The organism is Pseudomonas sp. PDM15, assembly GCF_014851565.1.
Lineage (GTDB): Bacteria > Pseudomonadota > Gammaproteobacteria > Pseudomonadales > Pseudomonadaceae > Aquipseudomonas.
This window is the reverse complement of sequence record NZ_JACVAA010000003.1, coordinates 221,245-239,037: the sequence shown is the minus strand read 5'-3', so window position 1 is coordinate 239,037 and position 17,793 is coordinate 221,245. Positions and strand designations below refer to the sequence as shown.

At 63.5% G+C, this 17,793-nt stretch carries 19 protein-coding genes and 1 pseudogene; 14 read left to right on the top strand and 6 right to left on the bottom strand.

What is annotated here, in order from left to right:
• Nucleotides 1-8: 8 nt before the first annotated feature.
• The 3 genes from ligD to IB232_RS23745 are packed head-to-tail and all read right to left on the bottom strand — an operon-like array spanning nt 9 to nt 3,641.
• Nucleotides 9-2,561 carry a DNA ligase D gene (ligD, locus tag IB232_RS09090; protein ID WP_192398191.1) on the bottom strand — a complete coding sequence of 851 codons (2,553 nt, stop codon included), beginning with the start codon at nt 2,559-2,561 and terminating at the stop codon, nt 9-11.
• A gap of 15 nt (nt 2,562-2,576) precedes the next feature.
• Nucleotides 2,577-3,452 (bottom strand): Ku protein, encoded by an 876-nt coding sequence (locus IB232_RS09085; protein WP_192398190.1) that lies wholly within the window; start codon nt 3,450-3,452, stop codon nt 2,577-2,579.
• Between the two features lie 54 nt (nt 3,453-3,506).
• Nucleotides 3,507-3,641, bottom strand: a complete 135-nt coding sequence (locus tag IB232_RS23745; protein WP_318652249.1) for a PSPA7_2676 family Cys-rich small protein — start codon at nt 3,639-3,641, stop codon at nt 3,507-3,509.
• 154 nt (nt 3,642-3,795) lie between these two features.
• Between IB232_RS23745 and IB232_RS09080 the strand changes: the two genes are divergently transcribed.
• The 3 genes from IB232_RS09080 to IB232_RS09070 are packed head-to-tail and all read left to right on the top strand — an operon-like array spanning nt 3,796 to nt 4,862.
• Nucleotides 3,796-4,017 (top strand): hypothetical protein, encoded by a 222-nt coding sequence (locus IB232_RS09080; RefSeq protein WP_192398189.1) that lies wholly within the window; start codon nt 3,796-3,798, stop codon nt 4,015-4,017.
• A gap of 3 nt (nt 4,018-4,020) precedes the next feature.
• Nucleotides 4,021-4,629: an NAD(P)H-binding protein gene (locus tag IB232_RS09075; protein ID WP_192398188.1), complete on the top strand. Its 609-nt coding sequence runs from the start codon at nt 4,021-4,023 to the stop codon at nt 4,627-4,629.
• Nucleotides 4,629-4,862, top strand: a complete 234-nt coding sequence (locus IB232_RS09070) for a hypothetical protein (protein ID WP_192398752.1) — start codon at nt 4,629-4,631, stop codon at nt 4,860-4,862. Before IB232_RS09075 ends, IB232_RS09070 begins: the two co-directional genes overlap by 1 nt.
• Before the next feature lie 49 nt (nt 4,863-4,911).
• On the opposite strand, the gene katE is transcribed toward IB232_RS09070, so the two are convergent.
• Nucleotides 4,912-7,044: a catalase HPII gene (gene katE, locus IB232_RS09065; RefSeq protein ID WP_192398187.1), complete on the bottom strand. Its 2,133-nt coding sequence runs from the start codon at nt 7,042-7,044 to the stop codon at nt 4,912-4,914.
• Nucleotides 7,045-7,216: 172 nt separating this feature from the next.
• Here katE and IB232_RS09060 point away from each other — a divergent pair, with 172 nt between their 5' ends.
• The 4 genes from IB232_RS09060 to IB232_RS09045 all read left to right on the top strand — a co-directional run bounded on the left by IB232_RS09060 (nt 7,217) and on the right by IB232_RS09045 (nt 9,322).
• Nucleotides 7,217-7,603 (top strand): hypothetical protein, encoded by a 387-nt coding sequence (locus IB232_RS09060; protein ID WP_192398186.1) that lies wholly within the window; start codon nt 7,217-7,219, stop codon nt 7,601-7,603.
• Nucleotides 7,604-7,868: 265 nt separating this feature from the next.
• A complete protein-coding gene (locus IB232_RS09055; RefSeq protein ID WP_192398185.1) occupies nt 7,869-8,342 on the top strand; it encodes a hypothetical protein in 474 nt (157 codons plus the stop codon).
• Between the two features lie 120 nt (nt 8,343-8,462).
• Nucleotides 8,463-8,933: a hypothetical protein gene (locus IB232_RS09050; protein WP_192398184.1), complete on the top strand. Its 471-nt coding sequence runs from the start codon at nt 8,463-8,465 to the stop codon at nt 8,931-8,933.
• 68 nt (nt 8,934-9,001) lie between these two features.
• A complete protein-coding gene (locus tag IB232_RS09045; RefSeq protein ID WP_192398183.1) occupies nt 9,002-9,322 on the top strand; it encodes a hypothetical protein in 321 nt (106 codons plus the stop codon).
• Nucleotides 9,323-9,437: 115 nt separating this feature from the next.
• Here the strand turns inward: IB232_RS09045 and IB232_RS09040 are convergent, their stop codons facing one another.
• Both IB232_RS09040 and IB232_RS09035 read right to left on the bottom strand, forming a co-directional pair.
• The gene (locus tag IB232_RS09040; RefSeq protein WP_192398182.1) at nt 9,438-11,879 is read right to left on the bottom strand and encodes a glycogen/starch/alpha-glucan phosphorylase; all 2,442 of its coding nucleotides are present in this window, start codon (nt 11,877-11,879) and stop codon (nt 9,438-9,440) included.
• 10 nt (nt 11,880-11,889) lie between these two features.
• The gene (locus tag IB232_RS09035; RefSeq protein WP_192398181.1) at nt 11,890-12,219 is read right to left on the bottom strand and encodes a DUF2513 domain-containing protein; all 330 of its coding nucleotides are present in this window, start codon (nt 12,217-12,219) and stop codon (nt 11,890-11,892) included.
• A gap of 147 nt (nt 12,220-12,366) precedes the next feature.
• Between IB232_RS09035 and IB232_RS09030 the strand changes: the two genes are divergently transcribed.
• From IB232_RS09030 to IB232_RS09000, 7 genes and pseudogenes are all read left to right on the top strand, one after another.
• Nucleotides 12,367-12,795: a hypothetical protein gene (locus IB232_RS09030; RefSeq protein WP_192398180.1), complete on the top strand. Its 429-nt coding sequence runs from the start codon at nt 12,367-12,369 to the stop codon at nt 12,793-12,795.
• 2 nt (nt 12,796-12,797) lie between these two features.
• Nucleotides 12,798-13,892, top strand: a complete 1,095-nt coding sequence (locus IB232_RS09025; protein WP_225592226.1) for a DUF3182 family protein — start codon at nt 12,798-12,800, stop codon at nt 13,890-13,892.
• Nucleotides 13,879-14,649, top strand: coding sequence for an alpha/beta hydrolase family protein (locus IB232_RS09020; RefSeq protein WP_192398178.1), 771 nt, complete (start codon nt 13,879-13,881; stop codon nt 14,647-14,649). The genes IB232_RS09025 and IB232_RS09020 overlap by 14 nt, the downstream gene beginning before the upstream one ends.
• 77 nt (nt 14,650-14,726) lie before the next feature.
• Nucleotides 14,727-15,230 carry a DUF4142 domain-containing protein gene (locus IB232_RS09015; protein ID WP_192398177.1) on the top strand — a complete coding sequence of 168 codons (504 nt, stop codon included), beginning with the start codon at nt 14,727-14,729 and terminating at the stop codon, nt 15,228-15,230.
• A gap of 13 nt (nt 15,231-15,243) precedes the next feature.
• Nucleotides 15,244-16,694, top strand: a pseudogene (locus tag IB232_RS09010) (cytochrome ubiquinol oxidase subunit I); the annotation flags it as partial.
• A complete protein-coding gene (cydB, locus tag IB232_RS09005) occupies nt 16,651-17,658 on the top strand; it encodes a cytochrome d ubiquinol oxidase subunit II (RefSeq protein ID WP_192398175.1) in 1,008 nt (335 codons plus the stop codon). The pseudogene IB232_RS09010 and the gene cydB, both read left to right, overlap by 44 nt.
• The gene (locus IB232_RS09000) at nt 17,639-17,785 is read left to right on the top strand and encodes a DUF2474 family protein (protein ID WP_192398174.1); all 147 of its coding nucleotides are present in this window, start codon (nt 17,639-17,641) and stop codon (nt 17,783-17,785) included. The genes cydB and IB232_RS09000 overlap by 20 nt, the downstream gene beginning before the upstream one ends.
• Nucleotides 17,786-17,793 lie beyond the last annotated feature (8 nt).

Genomic DNA, 17,793 nt, shown 5'->3' with positions numbered 1-17,793 from the left:
TTTCCTCGTCATTCACTTGCGGGCGGTGTGGCGCCGAGCCGGTCCCACATGGCGCGGGTCAGGCGTTGGCGGTTGGCATAGCCGCTCCAGGGGTTGTCCCGCAGGCCGTCGAGACGTTCCTGCAGGTTGGCAATGGTCCATTGCTGGGCGCTGCGCAGGCCGTCCAGCTCGTCGCGGCTGATCGGTACGGATACCGGTAGCCCGGGCCGGGCACGTACCGAGTAGGCGGCCACGGTGCTGGCGCCGCGGCCGTTGCGCAGGTAGTCGATGAAGATCTTGCCGACCCGGTTCTTCGGCCCGGAGGTGGCGGTGAAGCGCTCCGGCAGCTGGCGGGTCATGAACTGGGCGACGGCCTTGGCGAAGCCCTTGACCGTATCCCAGTCGGCGCGCCGGGCCAGCGGCACGATGATGTGGATGCCCTTGCCGCCGCTGGTTTTCAGGTAGGCGTCCAGATGCAGCTCATCGAGCACGGCTAGGGTCAGGCGAGTGGCTTCGAGCATGCTGCGCCAGGGCAGCGCGGGGTCCGGGTCGAGATCAAGGACAAAGTGGTCCGGTGTCTCGATGCGATCACTGGTGGCACCCCAGGTGTGCAGCTCGATGGTGCCCATCTGCACAGCACCAACCAGCGCCGGCAGGCTGTCGATTTCCATCAGCCTGGCGTGGCCGGGGTCCAGACTCGGGTCCAGGTGTTTGATGTTGGGAATGGCCAGGCGCTCGGCGTGCTTCTGGAAGAACTGCTCGCCGCCCACGCCGTCCGGCGCTCGCACCAGCGATACCGGACGATTGTCCAGGTACGGCAGCAGCCACTGGGCGATCACTTCGTAGAACAGCGCCAGGTCCAGCTTGGTGGTGCCGCTGTCCGGGTCGATCACCCGCTGCGGATTGCTGATCGGCACCTCGGCCACCACCGGCTTGGCGCCCTTGCCACTCGCAGATTTGCTTGGCTTGACGGGCTTGGCCTTGGCGCCGAGCTGCTCCGGTGGGCGCGGACGCTCGCGTACGATCTGGCTGGCCGGTTTATCGCTGCGCAGGGCGACGAAGGTGGCCTGGCGCACGATGCCTTCGCGTGTCCACTCGGCGAACTCCGCCTCGCCGACCAGCTGTGGCTCGACCCAGCTGACTCCGCGGGTCTGCGCGGAAGTGAGCTTGTGCGCCAGTGGCGAATCGCTGCGCGCCAATTTCTGCAGTTGCTGATGCAGCTCCTTCAACGCCACCTCGCCGAAGCCGCTGCCGACTCGCCCGGCGTAGCGCAGACCGTCGTCCTCGTTGACCGCCAGCAGCAATGCACCGAAGCCGCTCCGGCTGCCCTGCGGCTTGGTATGGCCGACAATGACGAACTCCTGGCGCAGGCGGCACTTGAGCTTGATCCAGTCCGGGCTGCGGCGTGACACGTAGCGGCTGCCGGCGCGCTTGCCGATCACGCCTTCCAGGGACATGGCGCAGGCGCTTTCGATGATGTCCTCATGGCGCGCGCTGAACGCCGCCGAGAAACGCAAGGGCGAACGCCGCGGGTTGCCCAGCAGCTGTTTGAGCTGGTCGCGGCGCTGCTCCAGCGGCGTCTCGCGCAGGTCCTCGCCATTGATGAAGGGCGCGTCGAACAGGTAGTAAAGGATGTCGTGGCTGCGACCGATGTCGAAGGCGTTCTGCAGCAGCTGGAAGTCCGGCAGGCCCTGGTCGTTCATCACCACCACTTCACCATCCAGCCAGGTATCGCGCAGCCCCAACTTGGCCAGGGCTTCGGCCTGCAGCGGCAGGCGCGCCGTCCAGTCGTGGCCGTTGCGGGTGAACAGGCGCACCTCGCCATCAGTGATGCGGGCGAGAATGCGGTAGCCGTCGAACTTCACCTCGTACAGCCAGTCGCCCTCTGGAGGCCGCTCCATCAGGGTGGCCAGCTGCGGCGCCAGGCTGGCCGGAAAATCGGCGCTGGCAGCCTTGGCTTTGGGCTTGACCTTCTTGCTTTCCGCCGCCTTGCGCACCGCCTTCTTGCTCGGCCCGCCGACCAGCCCGCCGCTGATCACGCTCTGCGGCTGCGCCTCGACCACGTCGTACTCGTCGGCCGAACGTGCGGTGTCGTCACTCTCCTTGATCAGCAACCACTGCTGCTTGTCACTGCTGCCACGCAGATGGGTACGCACCAGGGTCCAGTCGCCGGCCAGCTTCTCGCCGACCAGGGTGAACTTGAGCTTGCCGGCTGCGTAGCCCGCCGCCGGGTCGCCATGGGGCTGCCAGATGCCATGGTCCCAGACGATCACGTCGCCGGCGCCGTAGTTACCCTCGGGAATGCTGCCCTCGAAGCTGGCATAGTCCAAAGGGTGGTCTTCCACGTGCACCGCCAGGCGTTTGTCGCGTGGATCCAGGCTCGGCCCCTTGGGCACCGCCCAGCTCTTCAGGGTACCGCCCAGTTCCAGACGGAAGTCATAGTGCAGGCGCCGGGCATCGTGCTTCTGGATCACGAAACGCAGGGCGCCGGCCTTGCGGGTGCGCTTGCGCGGCTCTTCGCGGGGCTCGCTGGTCTGCTCGAAATTGCGTTTGCGGTTGTATTCGCTCTGCGCCCTGGCCATGTCGGTTTTCCTGGCTTATTTGCGTGCCGTCTTGGCGGTCTTGCGTGGGGTCGTGCTGGCCGCCTTCGGCTTCGCCTTGGGCTTCGATGGTTTGCTCTCTGCCTTGCCGCCGAGGCTGCGCTTGAGCAATTCGGTAAGGTCGATGACATCGGCGCTGCGCCGCTCTTCCTGGCCGTCCACGCGCTCAACCTCCTCGATCTTGCCGGCCTTGGCCTTCTGCTCCACCAGTTCCATGATCCGATCCTGGAAGCTGTCGTGGTAATCCTCTGGCTGCCAATCGGCGCTCATGTCCTTGATCAGCCGCTTGGCCATGTCCAGTTCGCTTTTCACCAGCTTCGGGCTGGTCACCGCGGAGCCCAGCTCCAGCGATTCCAGGCCACGCACCTCGCTCGGCCAGCGCAGCTTCACCAGCACCAGGGCCGATTCCAGTGCCATCAGCGCCGCCAGGTGCTGGCGGGTGTGCAACACCACGTGGGCCAGGGCCACCTTATCGGTGCTGGCCAGGGCCTCGCGCAGCAGCGCATAGACCTTTTCACCACGGCGGTCGGGAGTCAGGTAATAGGGTGTGTCGATGTTCTGCAGCGGGATCTGCGGGCTATCGACGAAGGCGAAGATATCGATGGTCTGGGTCGACTCCGGGTGAGCGGCGCGGATCTCCTCCTCGCTGAGCACCACGTAACGGCCCTTCTCGTACGCCACGCCCTTGACGATGTGTTCCTTGGTCACTTCCTTGCCGGTGACCTTGTTCACCCGCTTGTAACCGACCGGTTCCATGCTGCGTTTGTCCAGCCAGTCGAAGTCGACGCCCTGGGACGACGTGGCTGAAACCAGTGCCACCGGGATATGCACCAGACCGAAACTGATAGCGCCTTTCCAGATAGCTCGAGCCATGACAGTCGCATCCTGGGAGTGTTATGGGCCGACCCGTCGTGGTCGGACAAAGTTTCAGTGATTCTCTCCGGGCAGGTAACGGAAACTGCCGCATCGGCTACAGCACTGGCACAGCAGAGTCTCCTTGCCCATCAGAGTGGTGTTGCCATTGATCCAGTTACAGCCACTGATCAAACACATGAAAGTCATCTGTTCCTCCTGCGGCCCACCGTCGGGTACCCGATAACCTGTCGACCGCAGACAATCGCCGAAGGTTTTATCAACAAATACCTGAACTCCTTTTGGCCACCCCGTGGTCTATCAGTCAGGAGGCCGCCAGGCCACGCAGCACGGGAGTTCAACCATGGCGAAGAAGTACGATTTCCTGGTCAGTTTCATCCTCGATAACCAGCCGCAATCCGTCACGGTGCAGGCCGACAGCGAGACGCTGACGCCGGAACAGGCGCTGTTCTATCTGCAGGCCCTGCATAGCGAGGCCCGGCCTGGGGCGATCACCGATGTGCAGGCCAGCCGTATCGACAAGGAGAAGACCGCCGCCTCCCCTGGCCACCACCTGCAGCCCTGAGCCATGAAAAACCTGGAGACTCCTGCCTACAAGCTGGCGCTCTACGGCGCCCGCAGCAGCCTGGGCAGCGCGGTGCTGGTCGAGGCGTTGCACCGCCAGTACGAGGCGATGGCCATCGTCGACCAGCTCAATGCCCTGCCCTCGATTCCAGGCCTGCGTACCAAAGGGGGCGACCTGTCCGACGCGCTTTCCGTCAGCCACAGCGTGGCCGGCATGGATGCGGTCATCTGCCTGCTCGGCGAGCAGTTGCCGGGCACTGCCCGGGACGATTTCCCTCTGCTGTTCCGCGCCCTGCTCGCCATGCTGGATGGCCTGGAAACAGCCGGTGTGAAGCGCCTGCTGGTGGTGGACGACTTCGCCTGGCTGGACGAGAGCCCGCAGCAGCCCTCTGCGCCTGTGAGCCATCTGCAGGAGCGCCTGCTGGCCAGCCCGATTGCCTGGACCCTGGTCGAGGCACCGGCGCCGACGGGCGAGACCCTACAGTTCGCCGACTTCGTGCAGCCCGGTGACCGCGCCCTGCCCCTGCGCCGCTTCGCCGCCGGGCTACTGGATGAAATGACCGTGTCGCTGCACGTGCATGAGCGCGTGCGCATCGTCGAAGGAGATAGCTGATGGGACCCGCAAGCATCATTCTGCTGATGATCTCGGCCTGGTTCCTGGTCGCCGCAGCCATGCTCTGGGGCATGCTGCGCATCGCCCGCCGCCATTCCGCCTACAGCCGGCCCCGCGCCGTCATGCCGCCGCCGGCGGCAATTCCCACCCGGCGCAAGGCGCCACGACCGAAGCTGCCGCGCCCGGTGCTGAGCCCGGCCTATCGCGCGGCGCACCACTTCGCCCATCGCTAGTTGAGAGTAGAGGCACCCCGGCCCGTAGGCCGGAGTGCCACACAGCACATCAGGCGGGAATCGCCTTGGCCTTCGGTTCGCGCGCCCACACCCGGTGCTGGGCCATGGCCTTGACCAGATCGGCGCACAGATCCTCTGCCTTGGCCGCGCTCAGCAGCCCCTCATCCGCCTCCAGCCGCAGCTCTGCCATCAGGTCCGCCGCCTCGCCGCACAAGGCGATGGCCTTGAGGTGCTTGTAGGCCTCCAGCAAGTAGTGCAGTGCCGCGCCGTTGGCCAGCAGCGCCTTGGCCGCCTCGGCGCCGCCGGGCACAAACACCGCATCGAACGCGATCGAGGGCAGCCCGTCCAGGGTGGCGTCGGGTACCAGGGTGTTGCCATCGCTGGTCTTCACTGGCGCCGAGCTGGGGCCGATCACCTTGGCGGTGGCGCCTTCGCTGTTGAGCACACCGATGATATGGCTGATGTCATCGGCGTTGGCGCCGTCAGCCACCAGGATGGCGACCTTGCGCGAGCGGACATTGCCCGACAGCAGATTGGCCTGGCTCAGCGCCGGCGACTCCTTCAGCGTCGTTTTCACCGGGGCCACGGTGCTGCCGGCCGGCGCGGGCAGGCCGAGGTTCTGCGCCACTCGCGTGGCCAGCGTCGGGTCGATATTGGCGAGGATTTCGTTGACCTGGCGCTCGCGGATTTCGCGACGCTCCACCTTGCCCAGCTCGAAGCTGTAGGCGGCAATGATGTGTTCCTTCTCATGGGGCGCCATGCTGTTCCAGAACAGCCGGGCCTGGGAAAAGTGATCACCGAACGAGTCGGCACGCTTGCGCAGTTTCACTCCGCTCATGGGCTCCGGGTAGGAGGCGAAACCGCCGCCACTGGCCGCCGGCGGGGTTTCCTTGGGCCAGCCACCATCGATCGAGTTGGGCTCGTAGGCCGCCCTGCCCTTGTTGATGGTCTGCCGGTGCGGAGCATCGCGGTTGTTGTTGTGGAACGGGCACAGCGGCCGGTTGATCGGGATCTCGTTGAAGTTGGGCCCGCCCAGACGCAGCAGCTGGGTGTCGGTATAGGAGAACAGCCGGCCCTGCAGCAGCGGATCGTTGCTGAAGTCGATGCCCGGCACCACATGGCCGATGTGGAACGCAGCCTGCTCGGTCTCGGCGAAGAAGTTATCCGGGTTGCGGTTGAGCACCATCTTGCCCACCACACGCACCGGTACCAGTTCCTCGGGCACCAGTTTGGTCGGATCGAGCAGGTCGAAGTCGAACTTGTGCTCGTCCTCCTCGGGGATCACCTGCAGGCCCAGCTCCCATTCGGGATAGTCGCCGCTCTCGATGTCCTCCCACAGCTGCCGGCGGTTGAAGTCGGGGTCCTTGCCCGCCAGCTTCTGCGCCTCGTCCCAGACCAGCGAATAGACGCCGGACACCGGCCGCCAGTGGAACTTGACGAACACGCTGCGGCCCTCGGCGTTGACCAGGCGGAAAGTGTGTACGCCGAAGCCCTGCATGGCCCGGTAGGCCACCGGAATGCCGCGGTCCGACATGGCCCACAGCACCATGTGCGCCGACTCCGGCTGCAGCGAGACGAAGTCCCAGAAGGTGTCATGGGCCGAGGCGCCGGTAGGTATCTCGTTGTGCGGCTCGGGCTTCACGGCATGGACGAAGTCGGGAAACTTGATCGCATCCTGGATGAAGAACACCGGCATGTTGTTGCCGACCAGGTCGAAGTTGCCCTCGTCGGTATAGAACTTGGTGGCGAAGCCGCGCACGTCGCGTACCGTGTCCGCGGAGCCACGCGGGCCCTGCACGGTGGAGAAGCGCACGAACACCGGGGTCTTCTTTTCCGGATGGTTGAGGAAGTCGGCGCAGGTCAGGTCGCTCAGCGGCTCATAGACCTGGAAGTAGCCGTGTGCCGCTGAACCACGCGCATGCACTACCCGCTCGGGAATGCGCTCGTGGTCGAAGTGGGTGATCTTCTCGCGCATCAGGAAGTCTTCCAGCAGCGAGGGCCCCCGCTCGCCGGCCTTCAGCGTGTTCTGGTTGTCGGCTACCTTGACCCCGGTATTGGAGGTCAGGGCCTCGCCACTGGCGTCTTCGCGCCAGCGCTCCAGCTGGTCCAACTTGGCGTTGCTGTTGCCGCGATCGAGAGTGTGGGTGCCCGCCGCCTCGCTCGGGCTCTTCTTCTCTGACATGTCGTTCTCCTCATGGCTACGGTTGCGCCGTGAACGGCGCCTTCTAGCTATGAGAGGGTCGCTCCGCAGAGGTTCTAGCGATTTTCACCACGCCGCTGCGCTGAAAAAGCCCGGCACTCGCCGCACGCCGCCCGGTCGAACAGCCAATGTCCGACAGCCGAGGTAGCGATAGATGAACAACGAAGAAACCTTCCGCGACGCCCTGCTGGTGGCCCTGGTCGATTGCGCCGCGCTGCACTTCGAGGAAGCCGCCCGCTACGCCCACGCCAATGGCCTGGAGGCGCACACGCAACTGCGCAACGACGAACACCCCGAACTGCGCCTGACCCTCAAGCGTCCGAGCGACGGGGTGCCCTGCGTCTATCGCATTGGTGCCCTGACCGGGCGCAACCTGGTGCTTCACGAAAAGAGCTACGGCCCGGAAGTCCAGCGCCTGGAGGCGCCGCTAGAATCGATCAACCAGACCCTGGTGGAAACCGAACTGGCATCCTTCTTCATCAAGGCCGCGGCGCTGCCGCTGGACTATGTGGCCGAGCGTCATCAGCCTGGGTTTATTTGAAGGACTTGTTGGATTGGCGTTAATAATCAGATTTGGAGTACTCATCAGCAGATCAACACCTCTGCCGACCATTGTCTCAAGACTGTGTAGCAAGCTACCCTGCGGCCACGGCCAGTTGGCAAAAAGACTTACAGATTGGTGTCTTACTTTGTGAAAGCCGCTATTTAGAGCTTGCTACCGAGCCTTATAAATAATTTTAATCCGATTGAGCAATTCGCCATACATCAGCTGGCTTCTATTTATAACTACACTTCAATCCAAGCACATGAGAAACCTGAAGCTGGAAATACTAAAGCCAGAGATTCACGCCTTAGAATTGGATGGCTTTCTGAATGCATTAAGATGCGTCATCGGGCATCATGCAAGATCTTTTGGCGCAGCCCTCATTGAAAAGAATGGAAGAACCTTAGAATCCATAGTTGACGAGCACATGCCTCAAGAAAAGCAACAAGGGCAACCCTCCCAAAAAACGACCGTGGATTTTGAATTTATTCAAAAAATTTTTAACGAGAAAATTTACAGCAAACTTCCCCCAGGCAATTCTGAAACCATTAAAAATATAAACTGGAATCTAATTGAGTACTATGGCTTGATCAGCAGCACAGAAGATGAAGAGGGGCCGTGGAATCGTCTAATAAGCCAGAACTCTGTCTGCATTGAGCACAGAGACGAGGAAGACCAAGGCGCAATTACATTTTTTGTTGAACACCATGACTTTGTTATTGCAACATACTTATAAATATCTTCTGTCGAGTTCAACATAACACTTGGCTCAAGTCGTTCGCTGCTCTCACTCCGGGGCACAAGCTACGCTTGCGGCCGCCCCTTTACCAACGTTGCTTCCTCAGGAAGGCGCAAAGTGTCCGAGCAATCGTTAGAAGCGCTATTTCTCCAGCGCCTCGCCGAAATAGAGCTTCCCCCCCATTCGATTACCCGTTCGGAGTCCGGCCAGCTGCTGCTGGACATCCCCTCGCCATGCGAAGACGTCGGCTTTCTTCGTGCGACTATCGTGGCAGCGAATGAAATCACGGTGTACTCCAAGGTCTTCCACTCGCACTGCGTTTGCCACAGTCCACTTCCGCCATCCGTTTTCGACTCAAAAATTGCGGACGAGGCCGTCGATCAAATTCAAGGCTTCTTGTCTGGGCGTCTTTGTGCCAGCGTCGAAAATGGTTACGACGGTCGAGTAGCAAGTTATGGATTCGGTCCGCTGGCCTCCATCGGCAAGACAAACCCAAGCTATGCAAAGCTCATTCACAAGCTTCACGGCGGGCCTTCGTCGTACCGCGCTTGGTCTTGGGAAGGCGAGATTCCAGTCGGATCCAACTAATCGACCAAACCGATGCCGCTTCGCGGTGCAGCTTGACTCAGGTGTAGGCAAGTTAATAACTACTGGCATTGCAAATTATCTGGATAGAAGTAGAAGTTCAAATTTCAGAATACAAAGTTAGAACCTATCGTGGCTTAGCCGATGAACAGAAGGTGGAGGAACTCCTGAACGGCAACGATCGGGGCTTTCTCCAGCTTAACGAATGCTATTGGTATAACGACGCAGATGACCAGGCCGACGATGAAAGAACCTTAGGTTCATATCAACAATTAGGAACCAAGGAATACTCAAATTTCACAGGTTCAATGTGTATGCGTTGCTCAACAATTATCAACGTATCTTTTTTGAAAGGCGGCTTTAGCAATGAGCCAATCATCAGAGGCGTATAGAGCCATACCTAACAAGCGGCTCAAGCCGCTCTCTTTGCTCAGTGGGATTGACCAAAGCCTGCTCCCTAACCCAGCGGCAGGCCCAACGATGTCCCTGGCTCGCCACTGAACCCCGTCACCCCACAGCCGGCGCTCCCCAAATCTCCTTGGCGTACTCGCGAATGGTCCGATCCGAAGAGAACCAGCCCATTCGAGCCGTATTGAGCACCGCCGCGCGCCACCAGCGGGCCGGGTCTTGCCAGAGTTCGTCGACCCGGCGTTGAGTCGCCCAGTAGTCGTCGAAGTCGGCGCAGACCATGAAGCGGTCGTCGTGCACCAGGGCGTCGATCAGGCCCACGTAGCGCGTCGGGTCGTCCGGCGAGAACACGCCGCCGCGAATCGCCTCCAGCGCGGCGCTCAGGCGATCAGAGCCGGCGATGACGCTGGTCATGTTCAGCTCGCCGGCCTGTTTGCGCAGTTCCACCTGCTGCGCGGTCATGCCGAAGATGAACATGTTGTCGTTGCCCACCTGCTCGCTCATCTCCACGTTGGCCCCGTCCAGGGTGCCGATGGTCAGCGCGCCGTTGAGGGCGAACTTCATGTTACTGGTGCCGGAGGCCTCCAGCCCGGCGGTGGAGATCTGCTCGGACAGGTCCGCCGCCGGAATGATGGTCTCGGCCAGGCTGACGTTGTAGTTGGGGATGAACACCACCTTGAGCAGGCCGCGCACCGTGGGGTCGTCGTTGACCGTGCGGCTGATGTCGTTGGCCAGCTTGATGGTCAGCTTGGCCTGGTGATAGCTGGCCGCCGCCTTGCCGGCGAAGATCTTCACCCGCGGCACCCAGTCGGTGGTCGGGTCATTGCGGATCGCCTGGTACAGGGCCACGGTGTGGATCAGGTTGAGCAGCTGGCGCTTGTACTCGTGGATACGCTTGACCTGCACATCGAACAGCGCGCTGGTGTCCAGGGTCACGCCCAGGCGCTCCTGCACCAGCGCGGCCAGGGCTGCCTTGTTCTGCTGGCGCAGGGTGGCGAAGCGCTTGTGCATGGTCTTCTTGTCGGCGTGCTTTTCCAGACCACGCAGCACGGTCTCCGGCGAATCCAGTACTTCTGGCCCAAGGGTCTCCACCAGCAGCTCGGTGAGTTGCGGGTTCACCTGGAACAACCAGCGGCGGAAGGTCACGCCATTGGTCTTGTTGTTGATTCGCGTCGGGTACAGGCCGTGCAAATCGCGGAATACCGTCTTGCGCATCAGCTCGGTGTGCAACGCCGACACACCGTTGACGCTGTGCGCACCGAGGAATGCCAGGTTGCCCATGCGTACCCGCCGGCCATGGTCTTCCTCGATCAGCGACACCGAGCGCAACAGCGTGAAATCGTGGATGTCCTGAGCCCGCAGCGAGTCGATGTGATACGAGTTGATCAGGTAGATGATCTGCATGTGACGCGGCAGCAGGCGCTCCATCAGCGAGACTGGCCAGGACTCCAGCGCCTCGGGCAGCAGCGTGTGGTTGGTGTAGGACAGGGTCGCCACCGTCAGCTGCCAGGCGTCGTACCAACTGAGCTGATGCACATCCACCAGCAGGTGCATCAGCTCGGCCACGGCGATGGCCGGGTGGGTGTCGTTGAGCTGGATCGCCGCGTGCTGCGGTAGGCTGCGGATATCGCCCTGCTCGCGCAGGTGGCGCTGCAACAGGTCCTGCAGCGAGGCGGAGACAAAGAAGAACTCCTGGCGCAGACGCAGCTCCTGCCCGGCCTCGGTGCTGTCGGCTGGATACAGCACCCGCGAGATGCTTTCGGCGCGCACTACATCCACCACCGCACCGATATGGTCGCCGGCGTTAAAGCGGTCAAGCTGCAGGTCTTCCTCGGCGCGCGCGCGCCACAGGCGCAGGGTATTCACCGCGTTGCGGCGCCAGCCGATCACCGGGGTGTCGTAAGCGATGGCGCGAATGGTCTCGGTGGGTTGCCAGACATGCCGGGGCAGCTCACCCTCCTCCGCCAAGCTGTGCACGCTGCCGCCGAAACCGATGCTGTAGCTGACTTCCGGGCGTTCGAATTCCCAGGGGTTACCGAAGTCCAGCCAGGTTTCGGTCTGCTCCAGCTGCCAGCCATCGGCGACCACCTGGCGGAACAGGCCGTGCTCGTAGCGGATGCCATAACCATGGGCGGCCAGGCCGAGGGTGGCCAGGCTCTCCATGAAACAGGCGGCCAGACGACCGAGGCCGCCATTGCCGAGCGCCGCGTCGGGTTCGACCTGGCGGATGCGCTCCAGGTCCACATTGAGTTCGGCCAGGGCCTGGCGAGCGACATCGAGCAGACCCAGGTTGCTCAGGTTGTCGATCAGCAGGCGGCCGATGAGGAATTCCAGCGACAGGTAGTAGATGCGCTTCTGCCCGCGTCGGTCGAGCTGGGCCGAGGCTTCTTCCCAGCGATCGATCACATGGTCGCGGGCAGCCAGGGCGATGGCCTCGAACCAGTCGTGGTCGAAGGCGTTGCCCGGGTCCTTGCCGACCGCGTACTTGAGCTTGGCGAGGATGTTCTGCTTGAACTCGAGAACCTCCGCTTCCCCTGCCATGGCAACCTCCTCAGGCGATGCGCCGCAGTGTTTCTCGCGCCACACCGCTCATGTGCGCCAGCAGCGGTGCCGGGCGTGGACGCGCTACTTCGTCGTCGCGCAGGCTGTCCAGCAGGTCGTGGCCGAGCAGCGTCAGGTTGCGCCCGATCAGCACCGGCACGCCGTCCCACGGCTCGTCCAGCTCACACTCGACCAGACCGGCCTGATCCAGCAGGTGCAGGTGGTATTTCACCGATTCAAGGTCGTGGCCGGCAAAGGGCTCGGGGACGAAGTAGCGGCCCTGCTCGCGACTCTCGATCTCCAGCATCAGCGCCTTGATCAGCTCCCAATCTCTCTTCATGACGGCGTTCCCTCCTCAGGATTACTCCAGATAAGGGTTCGCGCGGGCCCGCTTAGTTCCACCTTTCTTGCAGGGAGAAAGTCTGAACTCCCGTGTCGTTGACCGGTTCAGAAGGCATAGGTCCCACGAATCACCCGGAGGTAGCAGATGATCGCCAAGACCGCTGTGTTGCTGGTCGGCAGCCTGTTTGGCTCGCTGGCCATGGCCGAGGGTTGTCACATCCTCAGCCGGTCTGCCAGCCCCGGCGTCGAGGCGGTGGAGACCGAGAGCTGCTACGAGTTCCAGGGCATGCCCGAGGGCACGATCAACTGGTCGTGCAGCAACGAGAGCCAGGAAACCCTGGGCACCAAGAAGGAAAAGGTCGCCGAGTGCGCGGACGATCACAAGGCCAGCTGTACCGCCGCGATCACCCAGGAAACCCTGGCCAACCACCGGTCGAGCAGCAGCAACCCGCCGCCCAATGAGCTCAATGTGCCGGATAACGCCAAGGTGGTGACCTACTACTACGGCCTGAACGATCGCAGCCAGGCCAGAAAGGATTGCGAGCGAGGCGGTGGCGCATGGCAGGATCGCTGAGCATGAAGGATGGAGTCCTGCTGTTACCAAGCGAGTGCGGCGTCAGCCAGCATGAACGCGCCGTACATCAGGTGCTGGGACGCAAGATTGCCGCCCTGCTCGGCACGCGCTTCCTCGGCGACCGTGATCCCGCGGAGCACGCGAGCGGCAATTACTACCTGATTCCCAGCGACACGCTGATCGGCACCGAACGTTGCCAGGAGCTGGGCATCCACGGCCTCGACGACTTCTTCGGTGGCGTGGTGGCGCAACCGTTCATGGCCACCAAGGCCATCAGCCATCCGTTGCCGGCGCAGCCCAGCCATGTGCCGCCGGGCTGGTCCCACGAGTTTTCCAAACAGGCGGCCAATTCCATTCTCGGTGGACGCACGGTATTCGACCTGGCGGATGCCCAGCGCGCCGGCGAACAGCTGCTGCAGCACGGCACGGTGCGTCTCAAGCCGGTGCTGGGCAAGGCCGGACGTGGCCAGGAAGTGATCCATGATCGCCAGCGCCTGGCCGAGCTGCTGGCCGAGCAGGACGCCGCCGAAGTCGCCACCTGGGGCCTGGTGCTGGAGGAGAACCTCAGTGACGTGGTGACCTTCAGCGTCGGCCAGGTGCTGGTCGCCGGCATCACCGCCAGCTACTACGGCAGCCAGCGCCTGACCCGCGACAACACGGGCGTGGAGGTCTACGGTGGCTCGGACCTGACCATAGTGCGCGGCGACTACGCCGAACTGATGCGCCTGGACATGCCCGAGGCGATCCGCCTGGCCGTGTCCCAGGCGCATGTGTACGAGCATGCCGCCTTCGCCGCCTTCGGCTTGTCCGCCTCGCGGCGTAATTACGATGTGGCCCAGGGTATCGACAGCCTGGGCAAGCCACGCTCAGGCGTGCTGGAACAGTCCTGGCGCATCGGCGGTGCCAGTGCGGCGGAGATCTTCGCCCTGGAGGCCTTCGCCGCCGACCCGACATTGCGCAGCGTGCGAGCCTCGACCTTCGAGTGCTACGGCGAGAGCGAGCCGCCGGACGATGCCCAGCAGCTCTACAGCGGCGAGGAGCCGGAAGTCGGCAGATTGAGCAAATACGTCAAGGTGGAGCCGCATGACGTCGCATAGCGAAAAAGTGGAGATTGTGGTGGAAGACGAAACGATAGCCGGGACCATGGTTTCGCCGCAGGCCAAGGTCCCCGGAATTCTCTTCGTCCACGGCTGGGGCGGCAGCCAGCAGCGCGACCTAGCCCGTGCCAAGGGCATTGCCGGGCTTGGTTGCGTGTGCCTGACCTTCGACCTGCGCGGCCATGAGCGCACCCAGTCGCGCAAGCAAAGCGTGACCCGCGAGCAGAACCTGGCGGACATAGTCGCCGCCTACGACCGCCTGGCCAGTCATCCCTCCACCGATACCGAAGCCATCGCGGTGATCGGCACCAGCTACGGTGGCTACCTCTCGGCCATCCTCAGCACCCTGCGTCCGGTCAAATGGCTGGCTCTGCGCGTGCCGGCCCTGTACTGGGACGAGGAATGGGACGCGCCCAAGCACCAGCTCGATCGCGAGCGCCTGGCCGAATACCGGCGCACTTTCGTGCCGCCCCAGGGCAACCGCGCCCTTTCCGCCTGCTCGGAGTTCGAGGGCGACGTGCTGCTGGTGGAGTCCGAGCATGACGATTTCGTGCCGCACACCACGCTGATGAGCTATCGCGCCGCCTTCGTCAAGGCGCACTCGCTGACCCACCGCATCGTCGATGGCGCCGACCATTCGCTGAGCAACGACAGCGACCAGCGTGCCTATACCTCGATCCTCACCAGCTGGATCAGCGAGATGGTGATGGGCGCACGGGTCGGGGACTACCCGCACCACCTGGCGATCTACTCCTGAGCCGGGGAGAAAACTTGAACCCTGCCCCGCCGCCCTCGTCACACACCTAGATTCTGCAACGGCTTCGGAGGCTCGCCATGGCCAGAAACATCCTGCGCAGCGCCGGTCTATGGCTGCTGTTCGCCACCACACCGCTGCTGGCAGCGCCCACCGTCGATACCCAGACCTTCGTCGAGCAGGCCGTGGTCGCCCGCATCGCCGAGACCGAGGCCGCCCAGTTGGCGTTGCGCCGCAGCCAGTCGGCCGATGTGAAGGACTTCGCCCAGCAGGTGATCGACCACCATCCGCGTGAAAACGCCGACCTGCAGACCTTCGCGCGCGCACGCCAGGTCAACCTGCCGGCCGATGCCGAGCTGCTGAAGCGCAGCAAGCCGCAGCTGCAGCAACTGAGTGGCGACAACTTCGACGCCCTCTACGCTGACCTGCAGGCGCGCAGCTACGAGAACAGCGTCGCCCTGTTCAACCAGGCGGCCGAACAGGGCGACGCCGAGCTGCAGGCCTTCGCCCGCGCCAAGTTGCCGGTGCTCAAGCATCACCTGCAGACGGCGCGCATGCTGACCCGCGCGCACCCGCTGTCCTGACCGCGAGACCGACATGGAAGCCCTGGACCTGGCGCGTATCCAGTTCGCCTTCACCATCTCCTTCCACATTCTGTTTCCGGCCATCACCATCGGCCTGGCGAGCTACCTGGCCGTGCTCGAGGCGCTCTGGCTGAAGACCAAGAAGGAGGTCTATCGCGACCTCTACCATTTCTGGCTGAAGATCTTCGCCGTCAACTTCGGCATGGGCGTGGTCTCCGGGCTGGTCATGGCCTATCAGTTCGGCACCAACTGGAGCCGCTTCTCTACCTTCGCCGGCAGCGTTACCGGGCCGCTGCTGACCTACGAGGTGCTCACCGCCTTCTTCCTCGAGGCCGGCTTCCTGGGCGTCATGCTGTTCGGCTGGAACCGCGTCGGCCCGCGCCTGCACTTCTTCGCCACGGTGATGGTGGCCATCGGCACGCTGATCTCGACCTTCTGGATACTCGCCTCCAACAGCTGGATGCACACGCCCCAGGGCTATGAGATCGTCGATGGCCGGGTGATCCCGGTGGACTGGTTGGCGGTGATCTTCAACCCGTCCTTCCCCTACCGCCTGACGCACATGGCGGTGGCCGCCTTCCTCGCCACGGCGTTCTTCGTCGGTGCCTCGGCGGCCTGGCATCTGCTGCGCGGCAACGACAATCCCGGCGTGCGCAAGATGCTGTCGATGGCCATGTGGATGGCCCTGCTGGTAGCGCCGCTGCAGGCGCTGATCGGCGACGCCCACGGTCTCAACACGCTCAAGCACCAACCGGCGAAGATCGCCGCCATCGAGGGCCACTGGAACAACGACGAGCCAGGCCCTACCCCGCTGATTCTGTTCGGCTGGCCGGACATGCAGCGCGAGGAAACCCGCTTCGCCGTGGAGATACCGGTGCTCGGCAGCCTGATCCTCAACCACAGCCTGACCGAGCCGATTCCGGCGCTGAAGGATTTCCCGCCCGAGGATCGGCCCAACGCCACCATCGTGTTCTGGACCTTCCGCATCATGGTCGGCCTCGGCCTGCTGATGATTCTCACCGGCCTGTGGAGCCTGTGGCTGCGCTGGCGCGACCGTCTGTACCAGTCTCGGGCTTTCCTGCGCCTGGCCCTGCTCATGGGCCCCAGCGGCCTCATCGCGATACTCGCCGGCTGGTTCACCACCGAGATCGGCCGCCAGCCCTGGGTAATTTATGGCCTGATGCGCACCCGCGACGCGGTCTCGCTGCACAGCGCCACGCAGATGAGCATTAGTCTGGTGACCTTCGTGGTGGTGTACTTCTTCGTCTTCGGCGTGGGCTTGGTCTATGTGCTGCGCCTGGTACGCAAGGGGCCGGTGCCCCACGAGGGCCGCGAGACCAACGACGGTGGCGCCGGACGGCCGCGCACCCCGGCACGACCGCTGTCGGCGCCGGAAGAACGAGTGGACGAGGGCTGAGCCATGGGCATCGAACTGTCGCTGATCTGGGCCCTGATCATCGCCTTCAGCGTGATGATGTATGTGGTGATGGATGGCTTCGACCTGGGCATCGGCATGCTCTACCCATTCTTCCGCGACCGCGGCGACCGCGACGTGATGATGAACACGGTGGCGCCGATCTGGGACGGCAACGAGACCTGGCTGGTGCTCGGCGGCGCCGGCCTGTTCTGCGCCTTTCCGCTGGCTTATGCGGTGGTGCTGTCGGCCGTGTACCTGCCGCTGATCTTCATGCTAATCGGGCTGATCTTCCGCGGCGTGGCCTTCGAGTTCCGCTTCAAGGCCTCCGAACACTGGCGCCATGTGTGGGACAAGGCCTTCATCGGCGGCTCGCTGGTCGCCACCTTTTCCCAGGGCGTGGTGCTCGGCGCCTTTATCGAAGGCCTGCCGGTGCATGACGGACAGTTCGCCGGCGGCTCGCTGGACTGGCTGGCGCCCTTCCCCATCTTCTGCGGCCTGGGCCTGGTGGTCGCCTACTGCCTGCTCGGCTGCACCTGGCTGATCATGCGCACCGAAGGCCCGCTGCAGGAGCGCATGCACGACCTGGCGCGCCCGCTGGCCCTGGTGCTGCTGGTAGTGATCGGCATCGTCAGCCTGTGGACGCCGCTGGCCCATGAGGCCATCGCCAAGCGCTGGTTCAGCTTGCCCAACCTGTTCTGGTTCCTGCCGGTGCCGCTGCTGGTGTTGCTGACCTTCCAGCAACTGCTGCGCTCGGTGGCCAACTACGACAACGCCAAGCCGTTCGTGCTGACCCTGGTGCTGATCTTCCTCGGCTACGCCGGCCTGGGCATCAGCCTGTGGCCGCACATAGTGCCGCCTTCGATCACTTTCTGGGACGCCGCCGCGCCGCCGCAGAGCCAGGGTTTCGCCCTGGTCGGCGCACTACTGATCATTCCCTTCATCCTCGGCTACACGGCGTGGAGCTACTACGTGTTCCGCGGCAAGGTGACTCATGACCAGGGCTACCACTGAACCCACGTTGTGGCGCCGCCTGGCCTGGCTGGTGGCGCTGTGGACCGGCAGCGTGCTGAGCCTGGCGCTGCTGGCCTGGCTGCTGCGCCTGCTGATGAGCGCTGCGGGCCTGACCACTCCTAGCTGAGGTACGCC

What these genes read in the sequence shown, in the direction of transcription:
- ligD (WP_192398191.1), bottom strand. Translation starts at nt 2,561, where the DNA reads ATGGCCAGGGCGCAGAGCGAATACAACCGCAAACGCAATTTCGAGCAG.
- IB232_RS09085 (WP_192398190.1), bottom strand. Translation starts at nt 3,452, where the DNA reads ATGGCTCGAGCTATCTGGAAAGGCGCTATCAGTTTCGGTCTGGTGCAT.
- IB232_RS23745 (WP_318652249.1), bottom strand. Translation starts at nt 3,641, where the DNA reads ATGACTTTCATGTGTTTGATCAGTGGCTGTAACTGGATCAATGGCAAC.
- IB232_RS09080 (WP_192398189.1), top strand. Translation starts at nt 3,796, where the DNA reads ATGGCGAAGAAGTACGATTTCCTGGTCAGTTTCATCCTCGATAACCAG.
- IB232_RS09075 (WP_192398188.1), top strand. Translation starts at nt 4,021, where the DNA reads ATGAAAAACCTGGAGACTCCTGCCTACAAGCTGGCGCTCTACGGCGCC.
- IB232_RS09070 (WP_192398752.1), top strand. Translation starts at nt 4,629, where the DNA reads ATGGGACCCGCAAGCATCATTCTGCTGATGATCTCGGCCTGGTTCCTG.
- katE (WP_192398187.1), bottom strand. Translation starts at nt 7,044, where the DNA reads ATGTCAGAGAAGAAGAGCCCGAGCGAGGCGGCGGGCACCCACACTCTC.
- IB232_RS09060 (WP_192398186.1), top strand. Translation starts at nt 7,217, where the DNA reads ATGAACAACGAAGAAACCTTCCGCGACGCCCTGCTGGTGGCCCTGGTC.
- IB232_RS09055 (WP_192398185.1), top strand. Translation starts at nt 7,869, where the DNA reads ATGAGAAACCTGAAGCTGGAAATACTAAAGCCAGAGATTCACGCCTTA.
- IB232_RS09040 (WP_192398182.1), bottom strand. Translation starts at nt 11,879, where the DNA reads ATGGCAGGGGAAGCGGAGGTTCTCGAGTTCAAGCAGAACATCCTCGCC.
- IB232_RS09035 (WP_192398181.1), bottom strand. Translation starts at nt 12,219, where the DNA reads ATGAAGAGAGATTGGGAGCTGATCAAGGCGCTGATGCTGGAGATCGAG.
- IB232_RS09030 (WP_192398180.1), top strand. Translation starts at nt 12,367, where the DNA reads ATGATCGCCAAGACCGCTGTGTTGCTGGTCGGCAGCCTGTTTGGCTCG.
- IB232_RS09025 (WP_225592226.1), top strand. Translation starts at nt 12,798, where the DNA reads ATGAAGGATGGAGTCCTGCTGTTACCAAGCGAGTGCGGCGTCAGCCAG.
- IB232_RS09020 (WP_192398178.1), top strand. Translation starts at nt 13,879, where the DNA reads ATGACGTCGCATAGCGAAAAAGTGGAGATTGTGGTGGAAGACGAAACG.
- IB232_RS09015 (WP_192398177.1), top strand. Translation starts at nt 14,727, where the DNA reads ATGGCCAGAAACATCCTGCGCAGCGCCGGTCTATGGCTGCTGTTCGCC.
- cydB (WP_192398175.1), top strand. Translation starts at nt 16,651, where the DNA reads ATGGGCATCGAACTGTCGCTGATCTGGGCCCTGATCATCGCCTTCAGC.
- IB232_RS09000 (WP_192398174.1), top strand. Translation starts at nt 17,639, where the DNA reads ATGACCAGGGCTACCACTGAACCCACGTTGTGGCGCCGCCTGGCCTGG.